We start from the raw sequence: 25,277 nt of genomic DNA on the forward strand, positions 1-25,277 counted from the left end.
GGGTGATGAAGCGAAAGGTCAAGCAATAAGGGCACAGGGCGGATGCCTTGGCACTAAGAGCCGATGAAAGACGTGATAAGCTGCGAAAAGCTTCGGGGAGGAGCAAATATCCCGTGATCCGGAGATGTCTGAATGGGGAAACCCGCATGAGCAGACCTCATGCATCCATACGCCAATCCATAACGTATGGAAGGGAACCCGGGGAACTGAAACATCTAAGTACCCGGAGGAAAAGAAAGAAACATCGATTCCGTAAGTAGCGGCGAGCGAACGCGGAGGAGCCTAAACCGGTGTGCGTGCATGCCGGGGTCATGGACTGCATTTAAGATTCAGCGAAGTTAACAGAACGGTTTTGGGAAAGCCGGCCGGAGAGGGTGAAAGCCCCGTACGTGAAAGCAGAGCTGACTGAGCAGGATCCGGAGTACCACGAGACACGAGGAACCTTGTGGGAAGTAAGGGGGACCACCCCCTAAGGCTAAATACTACTTAGTGACCGATAGCGCATAGTACTGTGAAGGAAAGGTGAAAAGGACCCCGGGAGGGGAGTGAAAGAGAACCTGAAACCCTGTGTCTACAAGCTGTGGAAGTGCCATATGAGCACGACCGCGTACTTTTTGTAGAACGGTCCGGCGAGTTACGCTTACTGGCAAGGTTAAGCACTTCAGGTGTGGAGCCGTAGGGAAACCAAGTCTTAACAGGGCCAGAGTCAGTAGGAGTAGACCCGAAACCGGGTGATCTATCCATGTCCAGGTTGAAGCTGCCGTAAGAGGTAGTGGAGGACCGAACCCACATCCGTTGAAAAGGGTGGGGATGAGGTGTGGATAGGGGAGAAATTCCAATCGAACCCGGAGATAGCTGGTTCTCCTCGAAATAGCTTTAGGGCTAGCCTCGGTGTGAGTCTTGCGGAGGTAGAGCACTGAATTTCCTAGGGGGCGTCAAAGCCTACCGAAGAATATCAAACTCCGAATGCCGTGTAGATATCACCGGGAGTCAGACTGCACGAGATAAGTTGGGCGGTCAAAAGGGAAAGAGCCCAGACCTACAGTTAAGGTCCCAAAGTGCGCGTTAAGTGGAAAAGGATGTGGGATTTCGAAGACAACCAGGATGTTGGCTCAGAAGCAGCCATACATTCAAAGAGTGCGTAATAGCTCACTGGTCGAGAGGTCCTGCGCCGAAAATGTCCGGGGCTGAAACGCGCCACCGAAACTAAGGAATCTGAAAAGATTGGTAGAGGAGCATTGCATGCGGGAAGAAGCAGTACCGGAAGGAGCTGTGGACTGCATGGAAGAGAGAATGCCGGAATGAGTAGCGAGATAGAGGTGGGAATCCTCTAGGCCGAATATCCAAGGTTTCCAGGGTAAAGCTGATCTGCCCTGGGTGAGTCGGGACCTAAGGTGAGGGCGAGAGCCGTAGCCGATGGACAACAGGTTGATATTCCTGTACTGCAGTATGACAGAACTGTGGGGACACGTAAGGAGAGCGGGAGCCGGGAATGGAAAGCCCGGTACAAGCGAGGTACCAGTATGGTAGGAAAATCCGCCATGCAATGGGAAGACGTGATGTGGAGCGAAGATTAGTAGCGAAGCCCGTGAGCCATGCGTCAAGAAAAGCCGCTATCGTTCATATTGTACCCGTACCGTAAACCGACACAGGTGGATGAGGAGAGAATCCTAAGGCCGGCGGAAGAAGTATTGCCAAGGAACTCGGCAAAATGGCCCCGTAACTTAGGGAGAAGGGGTGCCTGCGAGAGCAGGCCGCAGAGAATAGGCTCAAGCAACTGTTTAGCAAAAACACAGGTCTATGCGAAACCGAAAGGTGAGGTATATGGGCTGACGCCTGCCCGGTGCTGGAAGGTTAAGAGGAGAGGTTAGACGTAAGTCGAAGCTTTGAATTTAAGCCCCAGTAAACGGCGGCCGTAACTATAACGGTCCTAAGGTAGCGAAATTCCTTGTCGGGTAAGTTCCGACCCGCACGAAAGGCGTAATGATTTGAGCGCTGTCTCGGCAATACATCCGGTGAAATTGAAGTGCCAGTGAAGATGCTGGCTACCCGCGCCAGGACGGAAAGACCCCATGGAGCTTTACTCCAGTTTGGCACTGGGGTCCGGTGTTGCATGTACAGGATAGGTGGGAGGCTGAGAAACGGTAGCGTCAGTTGCCGCGGAGCCGCTGTTGGGATACCACCCTTGTGATATTGGGCTTCTAACCAGCCGCCGTGAACCGGCGGTGGGACAATGCCAGGCGGGGAGTTTGACTGGGGCGGTCGCCTCCGAAAGGGTATCGGAGGCGCCCAAAGGTTCCCTCAGAATGGACGGAAACCATTCGAAGAGTGCAAAGGCAGAAGGGAGCTTGACTGCGACACCGACGGGTGGAGCAGGTACGAAAGTAGGGCTTAGTGATCCGGTGGTATTAAGTGGGAATGCCATCGCTCAACGGATAAAAGCTACCCTGGGGATAACAGGCTTATCACTCCCAAGAGTTCACATCGACGGAGTGGTTTGGCACCTCGATGTCGGCTCATCGCATCCTGGGGCTGTAGTAGGTCCCAAGGGTTGGGCTGTTCGCCCATTAAAGCGGTACGCGAGCTGGGTTCAGAACGTCGTGAGACAGTTCGGTCCCTATCCGGCGTGGGCGCAGGATATCTGAGAGGAGCTGTCCTTAGTACGAGAGGACCGGGATGGACGGACCGCTGGTGGACCGGTTGGCTTGCCAAAGCCATGGCCGGGTAGCCAAGTCCGGAAGGGATAAACGCTGAAGGCATCTAAGCGTGAAGCCCCCCTCAAGATGAGATATCCCATTCTTAGTGAAGTAAACCCCCTTGAAGACGACGAGGTAGATAGGGCAGAGGTGGAAGTGTGGTAACACATGGAGCTGACTGTTACTAATCGGGTGAGGGCTTGACCAAGAAACGCAGGTTAAGAATTGATTCAAAGAGTTTGATTAACGATCAACAAGCATGTATGTAGTTTTTAAGGTACAAACCTTAATTAAATATTTAAGTAATCCTCCTTAGCTCAGTCGGTAGAGCATGCGGCTGTTAACCGCAGTGTCGTTGGTTCGAGTCCAACAGGGGGAGTTTTTTTATTTCCTGTAAATGTAAAGGTTACGGGATTTTTTTATGCTTGATCTGTGACAGGATAAGGATGTAAAAACGTGCAGATATAAATAAGATACATTTATATCTGCACGTTTATTTTTGTAACTACAAATAGAAATATTGACTGTTAGAGATAATCAATAAATTTATAAAGCTATGACAGAGAAATTCTGGCTTATCGAATGAAATTAGTCATGATCTTCTGCTCTGTCTCCGGAGCGTCGATACCGGCCTTTTTACCGGCTTCAATACATCTTAACAGCCATGCCATGTTATTGCCTAACGTACGCATGATCTGGAGGCCTTCAGCGTCTTTTCTGACGTCATCCGGGGTATTGCCGTGAACCATTGTCCAGTAGTTTCCGGACACGACAGGCATCTGATGATAGGTAAAGTATTTGATCAGAACATCCAGAGTAGCAGTAGTACCGGCACGTCTTGCGGAAGCAACAGCTGCGGCAGGCTTGTGGATCATATCCTTTCCGGCCTTGGAAGCGAATTTATCCATGAATTCGATGATCTGTCCGGAAGGAGAAGCCCAGTAAACCGGAGAACCAACAATAAGGGCGTCAGCCTCTTTCATAATGGCAGCTGCGGCAGCAACGTTTTCCTGAGAAGGATCCCCGGCCTGGAAGATTTCTGCCTCCACACCGTTCTTCTTTAAGGTTTCTGCGATCTCTGTAAGAGCTGTATAAGTGCAGCCTTCTTTGCGAGGACTGCCGTTGAGTAATAAAACTTTCATTATTGTCATCCTTTCATATGATTTTTTAAGTCATCATACTTTCAATTATATACAGAGAAAAAATAATGTCAATGTTTGAAAAAAACAGAAAAAATTTTTCCGGGTAGGGTTTGAGAAAGAAAATACAAACCCTTGGAAAGCCCATATTATAAGGCTTTTCGGCCTGTTTTCCGGCTTTGTAAAAAAATTTGAAATTTTTCAAAAAAAAGCTTGCAATTATAAAAAAGGTATGGTATTATTTAACTCGTCGCTGAGGGAAATACAAAACAGCGAAACATAAAAAAGAAATATGGCTCCATGGTCAAGCGGTTAAGACACCGCCCTTTCACGGCGGTAACAGGGGTTCAAATCCCCTTGGAGTCACTTAAAACTAAACTGGATATTCATTGACTCGATTCAACATTTGGTGTTTAATACGCCGATGTGGCTCAATTGGCAGAGCAGCTGATTTGTAATCAGCAGGTTATCGGTTCGAGTCCGATCATCGGCTTTTTGGACCTTTAGCTCAGTTGGTTAGAGCAACCGGCTCATAACCGGTCGGTCCTGGGTTCGAGTCCCCGAAGGTCCATTTTAAAAGTTTTATATTTTGTATGGCCCAGTGGCTCAGTTGGTTAGAGCGCCGCCCTGTCACGGCGGAGGTCGAGAGTTCGAGTCTCTTCTGGGTCGTTCATATTTGGGGTCTTAGCTCAGCTGGGAGAGCATCTGCCTTACAAGCAGAGGGTCATAGGTTCGAGCCCTATAGGCCCCATTTTTGAACAAATTAATTGAATATGCGGGTATGGTGGAATAGGCAGACACAAGAGACTTAAAATCTCTCGGGGGCAACTCCGTGCCGGTTCAAGTCCGGCTACCCGCAGTATCAGTAAGATTCCTTTTTAGGGATCTTTTTTTGTATCATAAAATTTATTGATGAAAACGGGAAAATATTCCTAGCTTATTGGTAGGGATATTGACAAGGCTATTTTCCCATGATAGAATCCTGACAGTTGTAAAACAAATCGGACAGATATAAAAAATATATCCGTTGTCAGTATAAATATATATGGAAAGAATATAAGGAGAAGTCAGAAAATGCTGAATCAGTTTTCAAGAACAGAATTATTAATCGGAAAAGAAGGAATGGAAAAGCTGAAAAATTCCAGAGTCGCAGTATTCGGAATTGGCGGTGTTGGCGGATATACGGTGGAAGCACTGGTCAGAAGTGGCGTAGGTACCCTGGATCTCATTGATGATGATAAAGTATGCCTCACCAATATCAATCGCCAGATTTACGCAACAAGAAAGACCGTAGGGAAATATAAAGTTGACGTGGCCAGAGAACGTATTCTTGAAATTAATCCGGATGCAGTTGTAAATATCCACAAAACATTTTATGTGCCGGAGACAGCAGATTCCTTTGATTTTTCCCAGTATGATTATGTAGTCGATGCAATCGACACTGTAACCGGAAAGCTGATGCTCGTAGAGCAGGCAAAGGCTTCAGGAACACCGATCATCAGCTCTATGGGGGCCGGAAATAAGATGGATCCAACAGGTTTTATAGTGACAGATATTTATAAAACGTCCGTCTGTCCCCTTGCAAAGGTCATGCGCCGTGAACTGAAAAAAAGAGGAATCAAAAAACTGAAGGTGGTTTACTCACAGGAGAAGCCAATAACTCCAATTGATGATATGGCGATCAGCTGCAAGTCTCATTGCATCTGTCCTCCGGGAACAGAAAGAAAATGTACTCAGAGACGTCAGGTACCGGGAAGTAATGCCTTTGTGCCTTCCGTAGTGGGACTGATCATTGCCGGTGAGGTTGTAAAGGATCTTATTAAATAAAAATTGGATCATTCTGTGTTACTGAGAACGGAATGAACAGTAACCATTCTGTAAGAACAGATATTGCATGTATACTTATATTGTGCAATATCTGTTTTTTTGTGATAAAATATTTTTTACAGATAGTTTTGTAAATAAAAGAGAAGGACAGATAAAGTATGGGGATCGTTGAAAAATTTATAAAAGAAGGACAGCTGACAAAGGAAGAATATCCGGAACTTCTGCACTTATACCAGGATCCGGATGCGGTTCGTCTGCTTCGGGAAGAGGCTGTCCGTATACAGAAAAAATATTTTGGAAATAAAATATATACAAGAGGTCTGATAGAATTTACCAATTACTGCAGAAATGACTGCTATTACTGCGGGATCCGCCGTTCTAACAGGAATGCCAGCCGTTACCGCCTTACGAAGGAAGAAATCCTGCAGTGCTGCGAGAATGGCTATGAGCTGGGATTTCGGACATTTGTGCTCCAGGGAGGGGAAGACCCATGGTTTAATGATGACCGGATGGTTGACATCATCCGGTCCATCAAACAGGGATATCCGGACTGTGCGATCACGCTATCCATTGGGGAGAAATCAAAAGAAAGCTATCAGAGATTTAAAGATGCCGGAGCAGACCGCTATTTACTCCGTCATGAGACGGCCAGTGAGGAACATTATCGTTATCTTCATCCGGAGAGTTTAAGTCTTGCAAACCGTAAACAGTGTCTTTATACCCTGAAGGAACTGGGATATCAGATAGGTGCCGGATTTATGGTAGGTGCGCCGGGACAGACGCTGGAGTATCTGGCGGAAGACCTTGTTTTTCTTAAAGACCTGAATCCGCATATGGTGGGGATCGGACCATTTGTCCCGCACCATGATACGAAATTTGCAGAGGAACCGGCAGGAAGTGTGGATCTGACCCTGTTTCTGTTGTCTGTCATCCGGATCCTGCTTCCACAGGTACTTCTTCCGGCAACCACAGCACTGGGGACCCTGGACCCCAGAGGCAGGGAAAAGGGTTTTCAGGCGGGTGCAAATGTAGTAATGCCCAATCTTTCTCCGGTGAAGAACCGTAAACAGTATGAGCTTTATGATAACAAGATCTGTACAGGCGAGGAAGCAGCAGAGTGCAGAGGGTGCCTTACCAGACGTGTGGAGTCTGTAGGCTATGAAATCGTTACAGACCGTGGAGATTCCCCGATGACAGATTGACACGGGGTACAAAATACTTTCTTTTTTCAGCGATTTAAGGTAAAATATCAGTAAGATCAGATTGCTAAAAAATTAACAGCTGGTCAGAAATAAGCGGAATTTTCCTGCAAAGCGGAATGCAGGAAAAATGATGGAGTGCGTAAAATATGGAAAAATCAGAAAATGCTGTGCGGAGCAGACTTCTGGAAGCGGGGAAGGAAGAATTCAGAGACAGGGGATTTCTGAAGGCTTCTCTTCGTGCGATCTGCAAAAAAGCAGATGTGACTACGGGAGCGCTATATTTCTTTTTTGAAAGTAAAGCAGCTCTTTTTGAAGAAATCGTGGAAGAGACGGTAGAGGATCTGAAGCGGATCATGGGAGACTTTACGGATCAGGAAAAACAACTGCATCCGGAAGAATATGACAGGATACTTATGGAATTTATCTGGGAAAACAGGGACATCGCAAAAATCCTTATAGATGGAGCTGAAGGTACCAGATATGTGAATTTCCGTGAGGATGCCTGTACGAAAATGGAGCAGATCCTTAATGAACGTTTTCAAAAGGAATGTGGACAAGAAGTTGATCACGAGCTGGTACATATCCTGGTACAGATGAAATTTCAGGGATATTGTGAACTGCTCCGGGGAAACTGCTCCAGGGAAAAACTCCTGGAAATTTCCAGAATTCTGCAGATATGTTCCAGCCAGTGCCTTCTGGCAATTGAGGCAGAACTAAACAGAAAGCAGTAAAAACCATTGCTCATTCTCCTAAAGTATGTTATGATTAACTTGGTTAGTTTTAACAAACCGAGGGAGGTGTAAATAACGTGAGATCAAATGAATCATCTGAAGATTATTTGGAAACGATCCTGATCCTTGGAAACAGGAGCTCTCTTGTAAGAGCTGTGGATATCGCGGCAGAGATGGGCTTTAAGAAACCGAGTGTCAGTGTTGCCATGAAGAATCTTCGCCAGAAAAATCTCATCACAGTAGCCGACAACGGAGATATCCGTCTGACAGAGGACGGACATAAGATTGCCGATAAGGTATATGAACGTCATCAGCTGATCTCTTCCTGGCTGATGATACTGGGAGTCCAGGAAAAAACAGCGATTCATGATGCCTGCAGGATCGAGCACATAATCAGTGAGGAGAGCTTTCAGGCATTGAAAAAGGCAGTTTATGAGCTGAGGGAGCAGCAAGCTGTGCTCCATGGAGAAACCGCGGATCAGGTTTGATCCCTGCAGCAGAAGCTATCAGGAATTGACAACTGAAAAAATAAGAATATAATGGAAATCCAGGTTATGAAATGGAGGATACCAAAAGATGAAATTACTTTTTATACGACATGGAGACCCGGATTACACAATAGATTCCCTGACCGAAAAGGGCTGGAAGGAAGCGGAATTTCTTTCTGAAAAGATCGCAGCTCTTGATGTCAGGGATTTTTATGTTTCTCCGCTTGGAAGAGCAAAGGATACCGCATCCTGCACACTGAAGAAAAACGGAAGAACAGCTACAGAATGCAAGTGGCTGAGAGAATTCGACGTAAAGATCAGAAGACCGGATCTTCATGGGGAAAAGATCATTCCCTGGGACTGGCTTCCCCAGGACTGGACGAAGATCGAAAATTTCTACAGCTTTGACCGCTGGTGGGATAATGACATCCTGCGAGAGGGAAAAATGAAAGAAGAGTATGACTGGGTCACACAGAATTTTGATAAAGTTCTGGCAGAGCATGGCTATGTGCGGGAAGGACATTATTACAGAGCAGAAAAAGCCAATGAAGATACGCTTGTGTTTTTCTGCCATTTCGGTGTAAGCTGTGTACTCATCAGCTATCTTCTCAGTATCTCTCCGCTGGTGATGCTGCAGAATTTCTGTGCGGCGCCGTCATCGGTGAGCACCATTGTTACAGAGGAGAGGCGAAAAGGAATCGCGTCCTTCCGTATGAGCTCTTTTGGAGACATTTCTCATTTGTATGCGCATCAGGAGCCGCCGGCTTTTGCTGCCAGATTCTGTGAGACATATGATAACAAAGAGCAGAGACACGACTAAAAAGCGAAAGAAACGGCTGTAATATTTTGGGTTTTTCCGGAAGACCATGGTAAATAATGATCAGCAGGATTATTTTGGAAAATGATTAGACTTCGTTAATAAATTTTATAAATTTATTAGAAATTGTACAAATTTCTCTCACATTTATCCTGTATGATATAAACATCTTAAGAGAACAGAAGCTCTTAAGAAAAACTCTTTCCTTTCCCTAAAATATGTATGAAGATAAACCACCGTTCCATTGGCAAGACAGAGCCGACAGGACGGTGGTTTTGCATTGCAGAAAAAAACTGCCGAATGACAGAGGAGATAAAGATTTCCAATGTTCATCGGCAGCGTTTTTTTGTTGTCTGAGATTTATTGGATATACAGTTTCAGGCACAGCTACGGCCTACGATAGCGGTTAAAGCAGGAATATATTTCCTGGATCCTGGGCATGGCATAACCGCATGGAATATAAGAGCCTTCCGAGAAGAAGGACAATCCCTGCCTTTTCAGCTGAGTATCCAGATAAGTGATGATCTCCGGCAGAGTACGTTTTCTGTCAATGAGATGTTCGCAGGCATATTTCAGAAGCAACGCCAGGGATGCAGTTTGCTCGGAGTCGATCAGCTGCTCTACATAGCGGAGATCCACTTCGGTTTTTCCAAGAGAAAAGCCATCTTTGCCGTGAACCTTGGTTTTCAGTCTTTCCGGCTGTCCGGGACGGCTGTGGCGGGATGGAGCCACTTTGGCCCTGGTCATGATGCGATGGCTTTCCGGAAGGCGGAATGCAGGGGCCTCAATGTCTGAGAGAGGATATTCCTGACAGAGCTTTTTGGTGACTGCTGTGATGTCCACCGGATGATAATTATCCATCTGGATCACAGTATCCGCAATATGGAAAAAAGCTCCGGAGCTTCCGGCAACCAGGATAGTGGAGATCCCTGCCTTTTCATAGAGATCCCGCGCACGTTCCAGAAATGGAGTGATGGGCTCCTTTTCCCGGCAGATCACCCGCTGCATGAAGGAATCACGGACCATAAAGTTGGTGGCAGAGGTATCCTCGTCAAGGAGAAAGACTTTACTTCCTGCTTCCATACTTTCCACGATACCGGCAGCCTGTGAAGTACTGCCGCTGGCATCCTCTGTAGAAAAGCAGAGGGTGTCTTTTTTATTTGGAAGATCGTTGATAAAAAGAGAAATGTCCACATCTTTGATAAAACGGCCGTCCTCAGAGCGAAGCTTCTGGGCAGAAGGATCGGTAATGACATACTCCCGACCATCTCCGGAAATGTGATCGTAAATTCCCAGCTCCAGTGCGTTAAGTAAGGTGGATTTGCCATGGTAGCCGCCACCTACGATCAAGGTGATGCCGCAGGGAATGCCCATGCCTGTGATGGTTCCTCTGTGGGGCAGCTCCATGGAAACCCTCAGGCTTTCCGGAGAAACAAAAGGAACGGAATTTTTCATCGGGCGTGAAGAGATGCCGCTTTCCCTGGGGAGGATAGCGCCGTCACTGACAAAGGCAGTCAGAGAACGTTTTTTCAGCTCCTGACGGATAAATGCCTGATCTTCGGCAAGGCAGATGGCTTTTCTCAGCGCTTCCGGGTCAAGATTCCGGTAAAAAAATGCCTTGTGAACACAGACCGGAAGAAAATCGAAGAGGATTTTTTCCAGTTCGGGGGAATTGATGGTTCTGCCATTGGCCGGGAAACCGATGAAAAAACGGGCAGTGATGCCTTTTTCCGTTATTTCACAGGCGGTACGTGCAAGAACCTCCTGACCACAGTGGCTTACTGAGATCAGGCCGCTTTTTCCGGAGCCCTTTGCACGGAAGGTATAACGGTTTACCTGCTGTTCAAACTGGCGGTTCAGAAAGTCTCCCAGTGTGATGCGGGTCAGGGAATCCTTATAATATTCTGCCGGAAATCCGGTGTCTCGGTGGGAAAGCTTCACACTGATGTGAGAGGGAGAGGCAAAAGGATCCCCCTGCACGTGGTCAATGGACAAAATATAACGGTCAAACTGGTATGCACCCCGCAGAGACTTGTATGCAGGATAGCTTTTGCGGTTGATGCTGTGAAGAAGCTCTTTTAGCTGAGCAGATGCTTGCATGTTGTTTCCTCCTTTGCCCTGTTGGAGCATACAGGTAAAGTCTACGGTGAAACAGAAAGCCTTCCGTGTGTGAGATACCTGAAAATTTTGGATACAGGGCCATTTCTTAAGAACTACTATAACGAATCATAAAGATTTTGTAAAGAATGGGAATTGCGGTGGAAATTCGTAAATGTTTGACCTATAATAGTAGACAGATTGCAGATAATATGATGAGAAACGGCAGCTGCCGGAAACTATAAAGAAAGGTGGACCACTAAAATGGAAAGAAGAAATGCGTGGCTTTCTTATAAGGAAGCAGAAGAGACAGAAATGGAGAAGCTTGCGAAGGCTTACAGAGAATTTTTGGATAAAGGAAAAACGGAACGGGAATGTGTTGCAGAAATCGTAAAGGAAGCAGAGGCTGCCGGATATGAATCTCTTGAGTCGAAGCTTGAAAAAGGCGAGAAGATCAAGGCCGGTGACAAGGTTTATGCGGTAGGGATGAAGAAGATCGTTGCTCTGTTTCATGTAGGAACGGAAGAGCTTTCCGGAGGTATGAGCATTCTCTGTGCACATATCGACTCTCCGCGACTGGATGTCAAGCAGAATCCTCTGTACGAGGATACGGATCTGGCTTATCTGGATACCCATTATTATGGTGGTGTAAAGAAATACCAGTGGGTGACACTGCCTCTTGCCATGCATGGTGTTGTTGCAAAGAAGGACGGAAGCATTGTGGAGATCAGCATTGGTGAGGATGCGGAAGATCCGGTACTTTACATCACAGATCTTCTGATCCATCTTTCCGGAAAACAGCTCCAGAAAAAGGCAGCAGAGGTTATTGAGGGTGAGATGCTGGATATCCTGATCGGCAGCAGACCTCTTGCAGAGCTTCCGGATGATTCCAAAAAGGATGCGGTAAAACAGAATGTGCTGAAGATTTTAAATGAGAAGTATGGTATTGAGGAAGAGGACTTTCTTTCAGCAGAGCTGGAGATCGTTCCGGCAGGAAAGGCAAGAGACTGTGGACTTGACCGCAGCATGATCGCAGCATATGGACAGGATGACCGTGTATGCGCTTACACATCCCTTGCGGCAATGCTGGAGATGGAGGAGACACCGAAGCGTACCGGCTGCTGTCTCCTTGTAGATAAGGAAGAGATCGGAAGCGTTGGTGCCACAGGCATGCAGTCCAGATTTTTTGAGAACAGCGTGGCAGAGCTTCTGGACGGAATGGGCTGCTATTCCGAGCTTGCATTAAGAAGAGCTCTCCGTAATTCCAGCATGCTTTCTTCCGATGTAAGTGCCGGCTATGATCCGGCCTATGGTGAGGCTTTTGAGAAAAAGAATGCAGCATATCTTGGACGCGGTATCGTCCTTAACAAGTTCACCGGGGCAAGAGGAAAATCCGGTTCCAACGATGCCAATGCAGAGTACGTTGCAAGAGTTCGCAGGATTTTTGATGATCACAATGTTGCTTTCCAGACAGCAGAGCTTGGAAAGGTTGATTTTGGCGGAGGCGGAACCATCGCTTATATTGCGGCACTTTACGGAATGGAGGTTATCGACAGTGGCGTGGCAGTGCTGAGTATGCATGCTCCGTGGGAGGTTACCAGCAAGGCGGATGTATATGAGGCATACAAGGCATATAAGGCGTTTTTACTTGATGCATAAACAGATGTATAAATGTGTGTCAGTTCTGAAGACATTCAGGTAATCTTTTCGTTACAGATCAATGAGCGGGGTTTTCCCGGAAATGACAGAGCAGTCTGCCTGCTGCTGTTTTGGCTTGGAGCGTTCCGACGAGAAACAGCAGTATCCCCTGCAGACTTCGCTCTGTATTTTTAACCTGATCAGGGAAGCTTTCTGTTTCAATGGCAAAAAGCAATAAGCAGAGGAGGGGCTTGCCTGGGACTGATTTACTTTACAAGGAGTAATTTTATTATGGAAGATGCATTGGTACGGGTAGTAGATCTGTGCAAGGTTTACAATCCCGGAGAAAATGAGGTGCGGGCGCTGGATCATGTGGACCTGGAGATCCATAAGGGTGAATTTGTGGCTATTATCGGACAGTCCGGTTCCGGAAAATCCACTTTTATGAACATGCTGGGCTGTCTGGATGTCCCCACCTCCGGGAAATATTATCTGAATGGAACAGATGTATCCACAATGAAGGATAATGATCTCTCGGTGGTACGAAATAAGGAGATTGGTTTTATCTTTCAGGGCTTTAATCTGATCGCAAATCTTACGGCGCTGGAAAACGTGGAGCTTCCTCTGATCTATCGTGGGATCGACCGGAAAACAAGAAGAAAGCTTGCTGTGGAATCTCTTAAAAAAGTCGGACTTGAGAAACGTATGGATCATAAGCCAAACGAAATGTCAGGGGGACAGCAGCAGCGTGTGGCTATTGCCAGAGCTATCGCAGCCAGGCCGCCGGTGATCCTGGCAGATGAACCAACGGGAAATCTGGACTCTGCATCCAGCAGGGAAATTATGGAAATCCTGAGGGGAATGCACAGATCAGGAGAAACCTTGATCCTGATCACTCATGATAATGGGATCGCGGCTCAGGCCAGACGTGTGGTCCGGATCATGGATGGAAAAATTGAATCAGATACGATCAATGAGGAATTTGTCGAGGAGGCTTAAGAATGAAAAAAGGGAAAAAGATTGTGATTGGTGTGGCAGCAGTGGCTGTTGTGGTAGGCGGTATTTATGCGGCATCAGGTGCAGGCCGCGGGGAATCACAGATTCCGCAGGTTGCTGTTACCAAAGCGGAGACAGGAGATGTGGAGGAGATCGTAGATGCAACCGGAACCGTTGTCAGTGATGAGCAGAAGACCTTTTATTCTCCTGTGAACGCACAGATCAAAAGCGTATCCTTCGCAGAAGGCGATACGGTTTCAAAGGGAACGAAGCTGATAGAGTTTGAAGTGAAGGATCTGGAGAGGGATAATCAGAAAGCAGAGCTGAATGTACAGTCCGGACAGTATGATTACAAAAATTCCATCAATAAATCCAATGAGGCCCGGCAGAAGCAAGACAGCGCAAAAGCAAAGGTTTCCAGTCTGGAACAGCAGGTAAGGGAGCAGCAGAATTATCTGGCTTCCCTGAGATCACAGCTGGCGTCTGTACAGGCTCAGGCTGCGGCAGATGCGCAGGCACAGGCCCAGGCGGAGACCCAGGCAAAGGCAGAGGCCCAGGCTGCCAGGGATGCAGAGACTCAGAGAGCGTATTCAGAAGCGCTGACTACATATCAGAATGAGACACTTCCGCAGTACCAGCAGGAGCTGGGACAGCTGAATTCCGATTATGTAACGGCACAGAATGCTTATAATCAGGCAGATACCAGGTATCAGATGGCTTTTGCACAGTGGCAGGCAGAGCAGAGCGATGAGAATGCCCAGGCGCTAGATGAAGCGGAAGCAGCAAGAAGTCAGGCAGAGATCGCCTGCCAGGAAGCAAAGGAAGCTTATGAGGATAAGAAGGCCAGCCAGCCGAAAATGCCGGAGTATTCCGATTACAGCAGTAGTGCAGCCGGTGATTTTGTTACCGATGGAGCTTCAGAGGAAACACCGGGGCTGACAGATCATGCATCTGCGGATGCTTCTTCTGCAGGAAGTACAGTGGATACTTCTGCCATTGAGAATGCGATCGAACAGGCAACCTCTGATCTGGCGGATCTGCAGTCGGACCTTGCTTCCCAGAAATCCATTGCAGAGGCGGATTCTGCCAGCCTTACAGAAGAAGAGAAAGAAAAAATGCGTGTCAGCAACAATCTTACTGAGCTGGATGCAAAATCTGCGAAAGAACTGGTAGAAGAAGGAAAGAAAGGCATTTCGGCGGATTTTAACGGCGTCATTTCCAAATCAGCAGTCCAGCAGGGCGCAGCGGCAACACAGGGAATGGAGCTTTTTACCCTGCAGAATACAGATAAGGTCAGCGTTGATATCAATGTGTCCAAGTATGACTACGATAAGGTAAAGGAAGGCCAGAATGCGGACATCACCATTGGGGACAGGAAATATACCGGCAAGGTGACTAAGATCAGTCACATTGCGACAACCAACGAAAAGGGCTCCACACTGATCTCTGCCACAGTGAGCATCGACAAGCCGGACAAGGATATTTTTCTGGGAGTAGATGCGAAGGTAAAAATCTATGCAGAAAAGGCAGAGGATGTGGTAACGCTTCCGGCAGGCGTGGTAAATATCGGCAAGGATGGTTCCTTCTGTTATGTGCTGAAGGATGGTGTGATCACGAAGCAGGATATCACAACAGGAATCAGTTCCGAGGACTCTGTTGAGATCACAGATGGCATTAAAGCCGGAGATGAGGTCATCGAGGATCTGGGCTCCCTGGAAGAGGGAATGAAGGCAGAGGCAGCAGCGGCAGACAGTGACAGTGCAGCAGAGACAGGGGAGACTGCTAATGAGTAATATTTATGAATATATCAAAATGGCGATCCATAATATCATGGCCAATAAGGGAAGATCCTTTCTCACCATGTTAGGGATCATCATCGGTATCGCATCTGTGATCGCCATTGTGTCCATCGGTGAGGGTACGAAGAATCAGATGAACAGCGAGATCAATGATATCGGCGGCGGCCAGATCGCTGTTTACTGCAGTGATGATGCCATAGCAGACCAGGTCTGGATCGAGCCGGAAGATATTGATGCAGTCCGGGAGCTGGATGGCGTGGAAGGTGTTAATGTTTCAGATTCCTATACAGGCGAGACCGTAACCGGAAAGGGTGATTTTAATCTTACAGTGACCGGGGAGGCCCAGGATGCCAAGCTGGTGGATAATGCTTCTGTGAAGTACGGAAGCTATTTCGGGCAGAAGGAGGTCGAAGAGGGAAAAAACGTCTGCGTGATCTCCGATGCCGATGCGAAAAGGATTTTCGGAACGGATGATGTAGTGGGAATGACATTGGACATTACCTGCTATGATCTGACCAAGACATTCCGCATCTGCGGAGTCACCACACAGAAAGAGAACGGAACCTTTGTCAGCTATACTTACGATGGAATGCCGGTGACCATAAATGTGCCTTATACGGCTATGGACGACTTTACCGGAAGCAGCGGAGAATTTTATCAGATCATAGTTCAGGCGGATAAGAGTCTGGATTCCCAGGCGGTCGCAGACAAGATCATAAATCTTCTTGAGAGACGTCACCAGTGTGCCGGAGATGAGTATTTCCAGGTACAGAGCTTCCAGGATGTCATGAAATCCATGAATCAGATGCTTGGTATGGTGACTGCGTTTATCTCTTTTGTTGCGGGCATTTCCCTTCTGGTAGGTGGTATCGGTGTTATGAACATCATGCTGGTATCCGTCACAGAGCGTACCAGGGAGATCGGTATCCGGAAATCCCTTGGAGCGAAAACCTCGTCTATTATGTTACAGTTTCTTGCGGAGGCGGCGATCCTGACGATCATAGGCGGGCTGATCGGTATTGTGCTGGGGATTGCAGGCGGCTATGTGATCTGTGCGGTGATCAGCAGCAGTATGGGAATGACCATCACACCTGGAATCAGTGCGGGAACCATCCTGGCGGCTACGCTGTTCTCCTGTGCAGTAGGTGTGTTCTTCGGAATCTATCCGGCGAAAAAGGCAGCGAAACTGAGCCCGATCGAGGCACTTAGGCGGAATTAAAAAACTGTTGCTTTTGCATCAAAAATAGCAATAAAAAATATTTTTAAAAAAAATCAAAAAAAGTTTCAAAAAACCCTTGACATTTTATAGGTCTTAGAGTATCATACATATTGTTGCAGCGGTGATACAAAATATCACAAAGGAAAAGCAACAAAGATGTGCGTTTAGCTCAGCTGGATAGAGCGTTTGGCTACGGACCAAAAGGTCGGGGGTTCGAATCCTCTAACGCACGTATGAAGCCTCTGGAATTGTTCCGGAGGCTTTTGTTTTGTGTTTCGGAAACAGGCGAAAAATTGTGTTGACACTGACATTTGGCCAGAGTAGAATAAAAAAACAGAAAAGAAAAATTTTTGTAAAGCTGTTTGTTTGATACAAGCAGCTTTTTTCAAAAGAAAAAGTGAACAATAACAAAAATACAGAATACCTGAAACACAGGTGAACCTATCAGGAGGAAAAAACAATGCCAGGATATCTGATCAAAGATACAACAAAAGAGGAACGTAAACAGATCGTGGAGGAATCTCTTGGAAATATTTCCGCGAACTGTGATGGCTGTATGGCGAGACTTGCGGATATGTATCAGGATTATATTGACGGAAAGAAAGAAATCCGTGAGATCAATATGGAGTTCAATGCCAGGTATGTCCATGGAGATATGGATAAAGAGGAAAAACGAAGCTGCCCGATGTAGCGAACGGAGATTAACAGAAGCATGGATCAAAATGAAGTAAAATATGATAAGCTGCTGAAGATCAAAACCACCGGTCGTGACGATTCCAGATCGGATCAGTACTGTTATCCATACGAGCCAACGCCGTACGGGGTGCTGGAACGGCTGGCTTATTGTGGATATCTGGGGAAAAAGAATCATCTGATCGACTATGGATGTGGAAAAGGCAGAGTGGATTTTTTTCTGGCGTGGCAGGTCAGATGCCGGACTACAGGCGTGGAGTACGATGAACGTATGACAAAAGCCGCAGAAGAAAACAGGCAGCGGGCTGTTTCCGGGACAAAAACATCATTTATACTGGAGAATGCGGCCCTTTTTCAGGTACCGGAGTCCGCAGACAGATTTTATTTTTTCAATCCCTTTTCTGTGGAAATACTGAGAAGCGTCATCGGACGCATCCGGGAATCCTGGTATGAAAAAACAAGAGAAATGCTACTGTTTTTCTATTATCCATCTGACGAATATATTTCATATCTGATGACCGTAGAGGAACTGGAATTCCTGGACGAGATCGACTGTCAGGATCTTTTCGACGGAAAAAATCCCAGGGAGAGGATATTGGTATTTCAGATGGGAGAGGAGTAAAAACAACATGATAAAACTGATCGCAACAGACGTAGACGGAACTCTTGTAAAAGATGGGACCATGACTATCAATCCGGAATATATGACAGTGATCCGGAAGCTGACTGAGCTGGGAATCACCTTTGTGGTGTGTTCCGGGCGGCAGTATGACAGTGAGAGGAAGCTGTTTGAGCCGGTGAAGGATCTGGTGTATTTTGTGTCAGATGGCGGTACGGTGATCCGGAAGAATGATAAGATCCTGAAGGTACATACACTTCCGGATGAGGTTTGGAAACGCATGCATCATATGGTGAAAGAAAAAATGCCGGAATGTGACTGCTTTATTGCCACACCGGAGTGCTGCTATGCGGAGAATGAGAATGGAAGGATGTTCCTGTGGCTGCGGGATTCCTATGGTTATGATATGAGAAAAGTGGATGATCTTTCTTCTCTTCAGGGAAAACAGGTGCTGAAATTCTCTGTCTATCACCCGGAACGGTGCGAGGAGCTTTGTGCCCCGTATTTTACACCGGCATGGAGGGATAAGGTAACGCTGGCGGCTGCCGGAAAAGAATGGATGGACAGTACACCGCCGGAGGGCGAAAAAAGTACAGCTGTCGAATTTATCCAGCAACAGTTAGGAATTTCTCCGGAGGAAACCTGTACATTTGGAGATAACCTCAACGATATCGCCATGCTTCAGAAAGCGGGAAGGAGCTATGCGGTAGCCAATGCCAGAGCGGAAGTGCAGGCAGCAGCCAGGGAAGTATGTCCTTCATACAGTGAAGACGGAGTCTTACAGATTCTGAATGGGATTGTTTCTGAAAGCGGAAAACAATAAAGATACATAAAATATGTGCTTTCGGTAAAGAAAAGTCACCGGCCAGGGGTTGACTTTTAAAAACAATTCTGTTAAATTGAAAAAAATTGAAAATTTTAATTCCATGAGGGAGTAGTTCGCACGTAAGTGTGATTTGTCAACAGACCCGGTTTTTTCTGAAAAACCTGGCAAATCTTAAAGAATGAGACTCATGTATGCTTTGTTATATTTTATTGTAGCAGGGCATACATGGGTCTTTTTTATGTAACAAAAGAATGCCGGAAAGAATTTTTTCAGCAGGGCGGGCGACAAATGAATCTTCTGGTTATGGAAAATAAAAACAGAAAGTGAGAAGAAAAATGGAAAATCTGGTAAACAGTTCACCGCTGATCCTTGTGTTAGTTTTTCTTGTGATCGGCTTTGTGTTCCTGATGAAGGGTGCGGATTTCTTTGTAGAAGGAAGCTCCAGTATCGCAAAAAGGCTGAAGGTGCCGCCGATCATCATAGGACTTACTATTGTGGCAATGGGAACATCACTGCCGGAAACCGCAGTCAGCGTTACGGCGTCACTGGTCAATAACAATGAGCTTGCGGTCAGCAATGTGGTAGGTTCCAATATTTTTAATCTGATGGTAGTTGTTGGAGTCTGTTCCATCCTGACGCCGATCCTGGTACAGAAGGAAACCATCCGGAGGGATATTCCGTTTTCCATGATCTGTGCGCTCCTTCTTCTGGGGCTTGGAATCCTGGCAGCAGGAGATACGATCGGAATGAGACTTGGTCATCTGGACGGAATGATCCTGCTGGGATTTTTTGCAGGCTATATTGTGGTAATGATCCAAAGTGCCATGAAGGCCAGGGCAGCAGGAAAAAATGTGGACATGGAAGGAATGGAAGAGCTGGAAGAAGAAATCGGCATCCTTTCCTGGCCGAAGAGCATCCTTTTTATTGTGGGAGGCGCACTTGCCATTGCCTTTGGCGGAGATCTTACGGTGGATGCTGCCAGCCGCATTGCCATTGATCTTGGAATGAGCCAGACACTGGTGGGACTGACCATTGTTTCTATCGGAACTTCCCTTCCGGAGCTGGTGACTTCCGTGGTTGCAGCCAGAAAGAACGAAGTGGATATGGCTGTGGGAAATGCGGTAGGCTCCAATATTTTCAATATTCTGATGGTTCTCGGAGTTGCATCTGCCATCAATCCGGTGGCACTGATCCGGGAAAATATCATTGATATTGTCATACTTATCGTGTTCTCGCTGATCGTGTGGATCTATGCGGCCACAAAGCAGAGGATCAGCCGGAAAGAGGGAATTTCCATGGTGTGTATGTACCTGATCTATGCAGGGTATATTATCTGGAGATAGCTGCTGTGGGCATGCAGTTGGTCTGACGTAGACAATAGTATCGTATAGAGTTTATACCAATGCAAAATTTATAAGAAAAGCTCCAACTGTATCAATATCGGGATACAGTTGGAGCTTTTCTGTAATTATGCTCATTTACACTCAGAAGAGAAAGCTTTTTTTGAGGATTCTTCTGAAGCGTTCTTCTGATGTGGGGTCATATCATCACTGTCCGTCATCAGATATTTCCGGACGGCAAAAAGAATGGCGATACCGATGATCCCGATCAGTGTCTGTACAGGATCGAGATGTTCCACGACCATCTGCCTTGCTGTTGCAAAAAGCAGGACTTCGACAACAGTCTGGGCGGAATGGCGGCAGAGCATTTTTACAAACTCCACACCGACTACAAGGGACAGTGCCTGCGACAGGAAACTGGTAAAAAATCCGGTGTCCATATCCATGACGGAGGTACCGGCAGTTGTAAGGATCAAACGCAGTCCGGACAGTGCGATCACGATAATGATCACGATGGATAACACGATCTCTGTGTAACGGGCTGTGTTGTATATCAGTTCATTAAAATGCTTGCGGATATTGTGGTTAACGGCGGTTCTGTCTTTCATGGGAAGTTATCCTTTCTTTTTCGCAGAAGCGGGATGATCGATAAAACGGGTTGCAAAATAGCCGAATACGCAGGTGATGACAACCATACATGGCAAAAACAGCCAGAAGCGCTGCTGACTCATGGTGTTGAACCATGGAGCGTTGGCCTGCAGGATCATAATGATGGGCATATGCCACAGATAGATCCCGTACTGGTTCCGTGCCACGAAATACAGTGGACGCAGAAATCTGAAATCCATTTCCGGCAGGAGGGAGAATCCTACAAGCAGTATACTGAGCAGGACCGCCAGGATGGAATGTGCCGGATAACCGGAGGGAGCGGTGCCATAAAGCCCGTGACTGTGGTAATAAAAGATCCATACCAGGATCAGTGCGGTGCTTGCAATAGAAACCGGAAGTCCAAGCTTCAGCCGGTAATCCTGCATACAATCTCCGACCTGCTTCCAGAAAGCGGCAGCAGCCATTCCCAGCACGAAATTATCCAGCGCAGAGAATACCTGACGCTCGTATACAAAATATACAGAGTTATCCGAAATCCCGGAATTGTGGAGATAGCGGACAACGGCGAACCGGCAGATAACAGTGAAAACAATGGACACAATGGCAGAGACGAGCCAGTTTTTCCGGACTGCCTTATAAAGGAACGGGGCGATCAGATAAAACTGAAAGATCACGCCCATCGTCCACAGCGCACCATTGATGGAACCATGAGTCACCGGGGAAAAGTTCTCCGTAAAAGTATAATACGCCAGGATATGCCGAAGTCCCTCATTGCTGAACATCTGCGTGGACATAAAGATCAGAAGGACCGTGATACATACATAATACTGGGGCATAATGCGGATACAGCGCTTTTTCATAAAAGCCCGCCAGCCGGGGAGACAGCCTCGCGCCTCCGAAGAAGAAAGGGAAAGATAGATCCCATATCCGCTTAACAGGAAAAACAGTGTAACTCCTACTTCACCTCCAAGAGTCAGAAGTGTGTGGATGGCTGTATGTGACTGCCATGGCTGCCCGGACAGAACGTAGCAGTGGTACAGCATAATGTAGAGGATCGCCCCCGCACGGAGCAGATCGATATTTTTGATACGCTTCATAAATAAATCCTTTCCTGGAAAAAAATAAGTCTGCCCCATGACTGAAACGGGCAGACAGAGATAGGTTCAGTATAGCATGAACGTGGGAGATTGAAAAGCTGTCGGAGGGAACCGTAACGAAAAATTTACTATTGCAGAATGATGTCATTGCACTGATTGACGACGCCGGAGAGACTGTAGTAGAATACAAGTATAACAGCTGGGGAAAAATCATGAGCATCACCGGCAGCAAAACCGGCACCATCGGAAAAACAAACCCGTTCCGCTACAGAGGCTATTACTACGACGAAGAAACCGGAATGTACTATCTGAAGAACCGGTATTATGATCCGGAGATCCGGAGATTTATCAGTGCGGATTCGTATATTTCCGGATTTAACAGCACAATGTGCAATGTATTCTGTTATTGTGGAAATAATCCGGTATCTAATAGCGACCCAGAGGGAACTTTCTTTAAAAAGATAGTGCATTTTTTAAAATCTAAATGGAAAAAAACGAAGAAAGCGGTTGCTAAGGTATATAATTTTGTAAGGGAACATGTTGCAACATTTGTTGGAACAGAAAGTTATCAGACCAGTAAAGTAGATGAAGTTTTAGTAGATGGAGTGGTTAAAGTTACTCAGACCATATCGACGCGTAATACTTCTCACAACTCAGAAATGGTAACGGTATATGCAAATCATGTTAATGGTAAGAGTTTTGAATGGGGTTATTCTATGGATGTAGGTGTTGTACACTCAGGCACTTCTATTAATCAGGGGACATTAACCCAAAGTTTAAGTATAGGAAAAAAGAAAACTATAGGAGGTAGTGTGGGTCTTAACAATAAAGGGTCTCTTATAGTGGCAACAGATTATACAGTTACATTCGATAAAAGTGAAACAACAACTGAAATATCAGTAGAAATTTCATGGATGGTTCTGGCAGCGGCATTAGGGTGCTTACTTATACCTGAATTAATGGTGGCAATGCCTGCCTTTGTAAAATTTATGGCTTAATAATTAGCAAAAAGGCTACTATTCAATTGGATTATAGTAGCCTTTTGAGAAAGGAATCATATGGCGAATCTGATATTGAGCATTTTCGAAAGAGTTATAACAATATTAATGTTTATTGCATTGGCAGTTGCTCTCGTATGCAAGAAAAAATCTAAAAAGGTACCTCTTTTTATCATCAGACCAATTTTTTTGGTTGGCTTGTTATTTATCATGTTTCAGGCAGTATTTGTGCAGCGAAATTTTACCTCGCTGGATAAAGCGATTCGGGCATATGATATTAAGGCGAAGCCAATAGCAACCTTGCAGGATGAGAAATCTACATATGTTATCATGGATGAAGATGGATCTATTGAAGGAAGGATTTTTCCCAAAAATGGAAAGAAATGGAAATTGCCGGATTCAGCATTTTTCAGAAAAAGTATGAGCTATCCTTCAGAAGATGCCAATATTGATATGAGATCAATAGAAATACATGGAGCATGGTATATTGTAATACTTCCACATTATCTTATGGGGGAGAATTCTATAAATGAGGTTCACGATTCGGCTGGAACAGAATTTTTAAAAACGGAATATGAGAATATAACGGTATATTATGGATATCTGAAAACGAAACCAGACGATTACTGGATTTCTGTAGATGGAGATAAAGTAGCGATTAATCTGTGAAGCGTCAAGATTGTAGGAAAAAGAGGACATAAAAATGAATATTTCACTATCTAACTGGTGGTCGTGGGGAATCTTATTGCTGTTGCTCATGATAGTGGCAGTCGTGGATTCCAGGAAAAGAATCCCGCGAAAAATATCCATATTTATACTGGTTCCGGTTTTGTCTGTGGTCATCATATTTATGATGTCCGAAAATAACAAAGAGGCTGAACAAAGTTTCCATACACTTGAGGAAGCAGTAACAGCCTATGATGATCGGTCAGATGTCGTGGCGACATTGCAAGGAAAAACTTCAGCATTGGTTATTATGGATGATGGAGATGTGATGGACTCACAGATTTTTGAAAAAACAAAAAGCGGCTGGAAACTTCCGGAAGATTCAGAGTTTCAGGACACAAAGCGTTTTACAGGAGACAGGATTATAGTCGACGTATCTACCGTAGCAGTTGATGGGGAATGGTATGTTGTGGTGTCACCATATCCGGGAATAAAATCTCCCATAACGAATGTATACGATTCGGAAGGAACAGAATTTTCCGAAGCAAAAGGAAGCGAAAACGTTTACTATGGATATCTGAAAAAATACCCAGAGGACTACTGGGTTTCTGCAAATGGACAGAAGATGGTTCCAATCGGGTTTTTGAAGGATTGGGTCAGAACTGGATGGAAAATAATAAGTAGTCATTAAAATAATAGATATCATAAAACAAAAGATTATTGGATTTCTATAAATGGGGAGAAGATATCGCTTGAGTGAAAAAACAAAACGTTTTTTTCTGATAACATTACTTCTAACACCAGCTTGCTACCAGATCATGCCGGAGATCAGAATGGCATTAGTGTTGGCGGCAATGGGAGAAGCTGTATTATCGGCAGATAGAATTTGGGCAAGAAATGAAAGGTTTCCTTTTGCAAATTTATATGATGACAGGAATCCTCTGTATGTACGAAAAATGATGAAGAAGAGGAAATGGTTTTCCGGGATAAATGGATATTTTGTAGTACAGATTTTGCTTTTGAGTTATGTTCTTCTGATGACAGCAGGGTTCATTTCTGATCATATAATACATAGAAGATATCAGGAAATCAGACTGGAATTTTTCTGGATTTACTGGGGAATAATAATGAGCCTTGGTGTAGTGGAGGCATATTATATCCACATTTATAAGAAAAGTTTCTGCTATCCGAGAAATAAAAAAGGTATCTGGATGCCATTCAGCTTTATCGGATATGAAATGCAGGGACTGGCAGGAAGGATACTGCCTGATCCAACAGAAGAAACGGAGAAAAATCAGCCTCTGGTGTTTGAAGAATGTCTTTTTAAAAGTGGATATGCTAAAAAAGCAAATTATATATTAAAAGAGAATGACCAAATCTGTTTTTATCAGAAAAGAAAAAATCAACAGGTAAACTTATGGGCGATCATTGATATAGCAGATATGGAGAAAATGCATATCCAGCTTCTGAATGATGCATTTGAGATTTTCTGGTGTAATGAGCTGACCAGAGAAGAAAAAAAGAAAGATGTACGTTTTACCTTTGTGATCCAGACTGAGAGAATCAATGATGCTATAGGCAGGATTTTTTATGACGGATCAGGAATACGAATGTATAAACATCGAAGTCGTATGGCTGTTTTGTATGAGAAAAAACATGACATCATAAAAATAAAATGTACGGACCGTAAGTCCAGATATAAAAATATTTACAGAGAAATGAGAGAAGAACTGAAGCGGGTGATCGGAAGACGTGATATAGATCTGTAGACTGTATGTAA

Annotated in this window: 21 protein-coding genes, 8 tRNA genes and 1 rRNA gene; 26 read left to right on the forward strand and 4 right to left on the reverse strand. The window is 45.6% G+C overall.

The annotated features are described in order from the left end of the window. The first annotated feature begins 16 nt into the window (after window positions 1-16). A 23S ribosomal RNA gene (locus tag CCC70_RS02065) occupies window positions 17-2,904 on the forward strand. A gap of 98 nt (window positions 2,905-3,002) precedes the next feature. Continuing rightward, window positions 3,003-3,075: transfer RNA gene (locus CCC70_RS02070), tRNA-Asn, on the forward strand. A 196-nt stretch (window positions 3,076-3,271) separates the two neighbouring features. Here CCC70_RS02070 and CCC70_RS02075 read toward each other — a convergent pair. After that, window positions 3,272-3,838 (reverse strand): flavodoxin family protein, encoded by a 567-nt coding sequence (locus CCC70_RS02075; protein WP_270389625.1) that lies wholly within the window; start codon window positions 3,836-3,838, stop codon window positions 3,272-3,274. Window positions 3,839-4,129: 291 nt separating this feature from the next. Between CCC70_RS02075 and CCC70_RS02080 the strand changes: the two genes are divergently transcribed. From CCC70_RS02080 to CCC70_RS02130, 11 genes are all read left to right on the forward strand, one after another. Continuing rightward, a tRNA-Glu gene (locus tag CCC70_RS02080) sits at window positions 4,130-4,201 on the forward strand. A 54-nt stretch (window positions 4,202-4,255) separates the two neighbouring features. Further along, window positions 4,256-4,328: transfer RNA gene (locus tag CCC70_RS02085), tRNA-Thr, on the forward strand. Between the two features lie 4 nt (window positions 4,329-4,332). Further along, a tRNA-Ile gene (locus tag CCC70_RS02090) sits at window positions 4,333-4,406 on the forward strand. 24 nt (window positions 4,407-4,430) lie between these two features. Next, window positions 4,431-4,504 (forward strand) — tRNA-Asp (locus CCC70_RS02095). 9 nt (window positions 4,505-4,513) lie between these two features. Next, window positions 4,514-4,586: transfer RNA gene (locus CCC70_RS02100), tRNA-Val, on the forward strand. Between the two features lie 24 nt (window positions 4,587-4,610). Continuing rightward, a tRNA-Leu gene (locus CCC70_RS02105) sits at window positions 4,611-4,694 on the forward strand. 215 nt (window positions 4,695-4,909) lie between these two features. Further along, on the forward strand, window positions 4,910-5,662 hold the full coding sequence (locus CCC70_RS02110) for a tRNA threonylcarbamoyladenosine dehydratase (protein WP_118609250.1): 753 nt from the start codon (window positions 4,910-4,912) through the stop codon (window positions 5,660-5,662). Between the two features lie 158 nt (window positions 5,663-5,820). Further along, window positions 5,821-6,864: a [FeFe] hydrogenase H-cluster radical SAM maturase HydE gene (gene hydE, locus CCC70_RS02115; protein WP_092071903.1), complete on the forward strand. Its 1,044-nt coding sequence runs from the start codon at window positions 5,821-5,823 to the stop codon at window positions 6,862-6,864. A gap of 146 nt (window positions 6,865-7,010) precedes the next feature. Beyond that, entirely contained in the window at window positions 7,011-7,595 is a 585-nt protein-coding gene (locus tag CCC70_RS02120; protein ID WP_227589098.1) for a TetR/AcrR family transcriptional regulator, read from the forward strand. A gap of 77 nt (window positions 7,596-7,672) precedes the next feature. After that, complete coding sequence (locus CCC70_RS02125) at window positions 7,673-8,083, forward strand: metal-dependent transcriptional regulator (RefSeq protein ID WP_021650250.1); 411 nt, start codon at window positions 7,673-7,675, stop codon at window positions 8,081-8,083. Between the two features lie 88 nt (window positions 8,084-8,171). Next, the gene (locus CCC70_RS02130) at window positions 8,172-8,903 is read left to right on the forward strand and encodes a histidine phosphatase family protein (protein WP_021650251.1); all 732 of its coding nucleotides are present in this window, start codon (window positions 8,172-8,174) and stop codon (window positions 8,901-8,903) included. A gap of 384 nt (window positions 8,904-9,287) precedes the next feature. On the opposite strand, the gene CCC70_RS02135 is transcribed toward CCC70_RS02130, so the two are convergent. Further along, entirely contained in the window at window positions 9,288-11,000 is a 1,713-nt protein-coding gene (locus CCC70_RS02135) for an ABC-ATPase domain-containing protein (RefSeq protein WP_287084166.1), read from the reverse strand. 261 nt (window positions 11,001-11,261) lie between these two features. Here CCC70_RS02135 and CCC70_RS02140 point away from each other — a divergent pair, with 261 nt between their 5' ends. The 9 genes from CCC70_RS02140 (at window position 11,262) to CCC70_RS02180 (ending at window position 20,130) form a co-directional block, all read left to right on the forward strand. Then, window positions 11,262-12,656, forward strand: coding sequence for an aminopeptidase (locus CCC70_RS02140; RefSeq protein WP_022427054.1), 1,395 nt, complete (start codon window positions 11,262-11,264; stop codon window positions 12,654-12,656). 270 nt (window positions 12,657-12,926) lie between these two features. Next, window positions 12,927-13,634 (forward strand): ABC transporter ATP-binding protein, encoded by a 708-nt coding sequence (locus CCC70_RS02145; RefSeq protein ID WP_287084167.1) that lies wholly within the window; start codon window positions 12,927-12,929, stop codon window positions 13,632-13,634. A 2-nt stretch (window positions 13,635-13,636) separates the two neighbouring features. Next, complete coding sequence (locus CCC70_RS02150) at window positions 13,637-15,424, forward strand: efflux RND transporter periplasmic adaptor subunit (protein ID WP_287084168.1); 1,788 nt, start codon at window positions 13,637-13,639, stop codon at window positions 15,422-15,424. Next, entirely contained in the window at window positions 15,417-16,649 is a 1,233-nt protein-coding gene (locus CCC70_RS02155) for an ABC transporter permease (protein ID WP_287084169.1), read from the forward strand. Before CCC70_RS02150 ends, CCC70_RS02155 begins: the two co-directional genes overlap by 8 nt. A 158-nt stretch (window positions 16,650-16,807) precedes the next feature. Continuing rightward, window positions 16,808-16,881: transfer RNA gene (locus tag CCC70_RS02160), tRNA-Arg, on the forward strand. Window positions 16,882-17,109: 228 nt separating this feature from the next. Continuing rightward, window positions 17,110-17,340 carry a hypothetical protein gene (locus CCC70_RS02165; protein WP_015527478.1) on the forward strand — a complete coding sequence of 77 codons (231 nt, stop codon included), beginning with the start codon at window positions 17,110-17,112 and terminating at the stop codon, window positions 17,338-17,340. A gap of 21 nt (window positions 17,341-17,361) precedes the next feature. Next, complete coding sequence (locus tag CCC70_RS02170; protein ID WP_022427051.1) at window positions 17,362-17,964, forward strand: class I SAM-dependent methyltransferase; 603 nt, start codon at window positions 17,362-17,364, stop codon at window positions 17,962-17,964. A 7-nt stretch (window positions 17,965-17,971) separates the two neighbouring features. Beyond that, a complete protein-coding gene (locus tag CCC70_RS02175; RefSeq protein ID WP_118369361.1) occupies window positions 17,972-18,784 on the forward strand; it encodes a Cof-type HAD-IIB family hydrolase in 813 nt (270 codons plus the stop codon). Window positions 18,785-19,122: 338 nt separating this feature from the next. After that, window positions 19,123-20,130, forward strand: a complete 1,008-nt coding sequence (locus CCC70_RS02180; RefSeq protein WP_022427049.1) for a calcium/sodium antiporter — start codon at window positions 19,123-19,125, stop codon at window positions 20,128-20,130. Between the two features lie 131 nt (window positions 20,131-20,261). Here CCC70_RS02180 and CCC70_RS02185 read toward each other — a convergent pair whose 3' ends face one another. Next, window positions 20,262-20,735 (reverse strand): transporter, encoded by a 474-nt coding sequence (locus CCC70_RS02185; protein WP_118369359.1) that lies wholly within the window; start codon window positions 20,733-20,735, stop codon window positions 20,262-20,264. A gap of 6 nt (window positions 20,736-20,741) precedes the next feature. Continuing rightward, window positions 20,742-21,833: an acyltransferase family protein gene (locus CCC70_RS02190; RefSeq protein ID WP_287084170.1), complete on the reverse strand. Its 1,092-nt coding sequence runs from the start codon at window positions 21,831-21,833 to the stop codon at window positions 20,742-20,744. A gap of 131 nt (window positions 21,834-21,964) precedes the next feature. On the opposite strand from CCC70_RS02190, the gene CCC70_RS02195 reads away from it, so the two are divergent. From CCC70_RS02195 to CCC70_RS02210, 4 genes are all read left to right on the forward strand, one after another. Further along, entirely contained in the window at window positions 21,965-22,831 is an 867-nt protein-coding gene (locus tag CCC70_RS02195) for an RHS repeat-associated core domain-containing protein (RefSeq protein WP_287084171.1), read from the forward strand. Between the two features lie 60 nt (window positions 22,832-22,891). Beyond that, window positions 22,892-23,500, forward strand: a complete 609-nt coding sequence (locus CCC70_RS02200; RefSeq protein ID WP_147417242.1) for a hypothetical protein — start codon at window positions 22,892-22,894, stop codon at window positions 23,498-23,500. Window positions 23,501-23,534: 34 nt separating this feature from the next. Next, window positions 23,535-24,188, forward strand: coding sequence for a hypothetical protein (locus CCC70_RS02205; RefSeq protein ID WP_147417241.1), 654 nt, complete (start codon window positions 23,535-23,537; stop codon window positions 24,186-24,188). A 142-nt stretch (window positions 24,189-24,330) separates the two neighbouring features. Then, window positions 24,331-25,266 (forward strand): hypothetical protein, encoded by a 936-nt coding sequence (locus tag CCC70_RS02210; protein ID WP_287084172.1) that lies wholly within the window; start codon window positions 24,331-24,333, stop codon window positions 25,264-25,266. Window positions 25,267-25,277 lie beyond the last annotated feature (11 nt).

Source organism: Blautia sp. LMAG:89, from assembly GCF_008679485.1.
GTDB lineage: Bacteria > Bacillota > Clostridia > Lachnospirales > Lachnospiraceae > Blautia_A > Blautia_A fusiformis.

Bases quoted from the DNA above. Each gene is read 5' to 3' on its own strand.
- CCC70_RS02190 (WP_287084170.1), bottom strand. From the start codon at position 21,833: ATGAAGCGTATCAAAAATATCGATCTGCTCCGTGCGGGGGCGATCCTC.
- CCC70_RS02150 (WP_287084168.1), top strand. From the start codon at position 13,637: ATGAAAAAAGGGAAAAAGATTGTGATTGGTGTGGCAGCAGTGGCTGTT.
- CCC70_RS02140 (WP_022427054.1), top strand. From the start codon at position 11,262: ATGGAAAGAAGAAATGCGTGGCTTTCTTATAAGGAAGCAGAAGAGACA.
- hydE (WP_092071903.1), top strand. From the start codon at position 5,821: ATGGGGATCGTTGAAAAATTTATAAAAGAAGGACAGCTGACAAAGGAA.
- CCC70_RS02210 (WP_287084172.1), top strand. From the start codon at position 24,331: ATGGCATTAGTGTTGGCGGCAATGGGAGAAGCTGTATTATCGGCAGAT.
- CCC70_RS02130 (WP_021650251.1), top strand. From the start codon at position 8,172: ATGAAATTACTTTTTATACGACATGGAGACCCGGATTACACAATAGAT.
- CCC70_RS02110 (WP_118609250.1), top strand. From the start codon at position 4,910: ATGCTGAATCAGTTTTCAAGAACAGAATTATTAATCGGAAAAGAAGGA.
- CCC70_RS02185 (WP_118369359.1), bottom strand. From the start codon at position 20,735: ATGAAAGACAGAACCGCCGTTAACCACAATATCCGCAAGCATTTTAAT.
- CCC70_RS02175 (WP_118369361.1), top strand. From the start codon at position 17,972: ATGATAAAACTGATCGCAACAGACGTAGACGGAACTCTTGTAAAAGAT.
- CCC70_RS02180 (WP_022427049.1), top strand. From the start codon at position 19,123: ATGGAAAATCTGGTAAACAGTTCACCGCTGATCCTTGTGTTAGTTTTT.
- CCC70_RS02075 (WP_270389625.1), bottom strand. From the start codon at position 3,838: ATGAAAGTTTTATTACTCAACGGCAGTCCTCGCAAAGAAGGCTGCACT.
- CCC70_RS02170 (WP_022427051.1), top strand. From the start codon at position 17,362: ATGGATCAAAATGAAGTAAAATATGATAAGCTGCTGAAGATCAAAACC.
- CCC70_RS02120 (WP_227589098.1), top strand. From the start codon at position 7,011: ATGGAAAAATCAGAAAATGCTGTGCGGAGCAGACTTCTGGAAGCGGGG.
- CCC70_RS02155 (WP_287084169.1), top strand. From the start codon at position 15,417: ATGAGTAATATTTATGAATATATCAAAATGGCGATCCATAATATCATG.
- CCC70_RS02200 (WP_147417242.1), top strand. From the start codon at position 22,892: ATGGCGAATCTGATATTGAGCATTTTCGAAAGAGTTATAACAATATTA.
- CCC70_RS02145 (WP_287084167.1), top strand. From the start codon at position 12,927: ATGGAAGATGCATTGGTACGGGTAGTAGATCTGTGCAAGGTTTACAAT.
- CCC70_RS02205 (WP_147417241.1), top strand. From the start codon at position 23,535: ATGAATATTTCACTATCTAACTGGTGGTCGTGGGGAATCTTATTGCTG.
- CCC70_RS02165 (WP_015527478.1), top strand. From the start codon at position 17,110: ATGCCAGGATATCTGATCAAAGATACAACAAAAGAGGAACGTAAACAG.
- CCC70_RS02135 (WP_287084166.1), bottom strand. From the start codon at position 11,000: ATGCAAGCATCTGCTCAGCTAAAAGAGCTTCTTCACAGCATCAACCGC.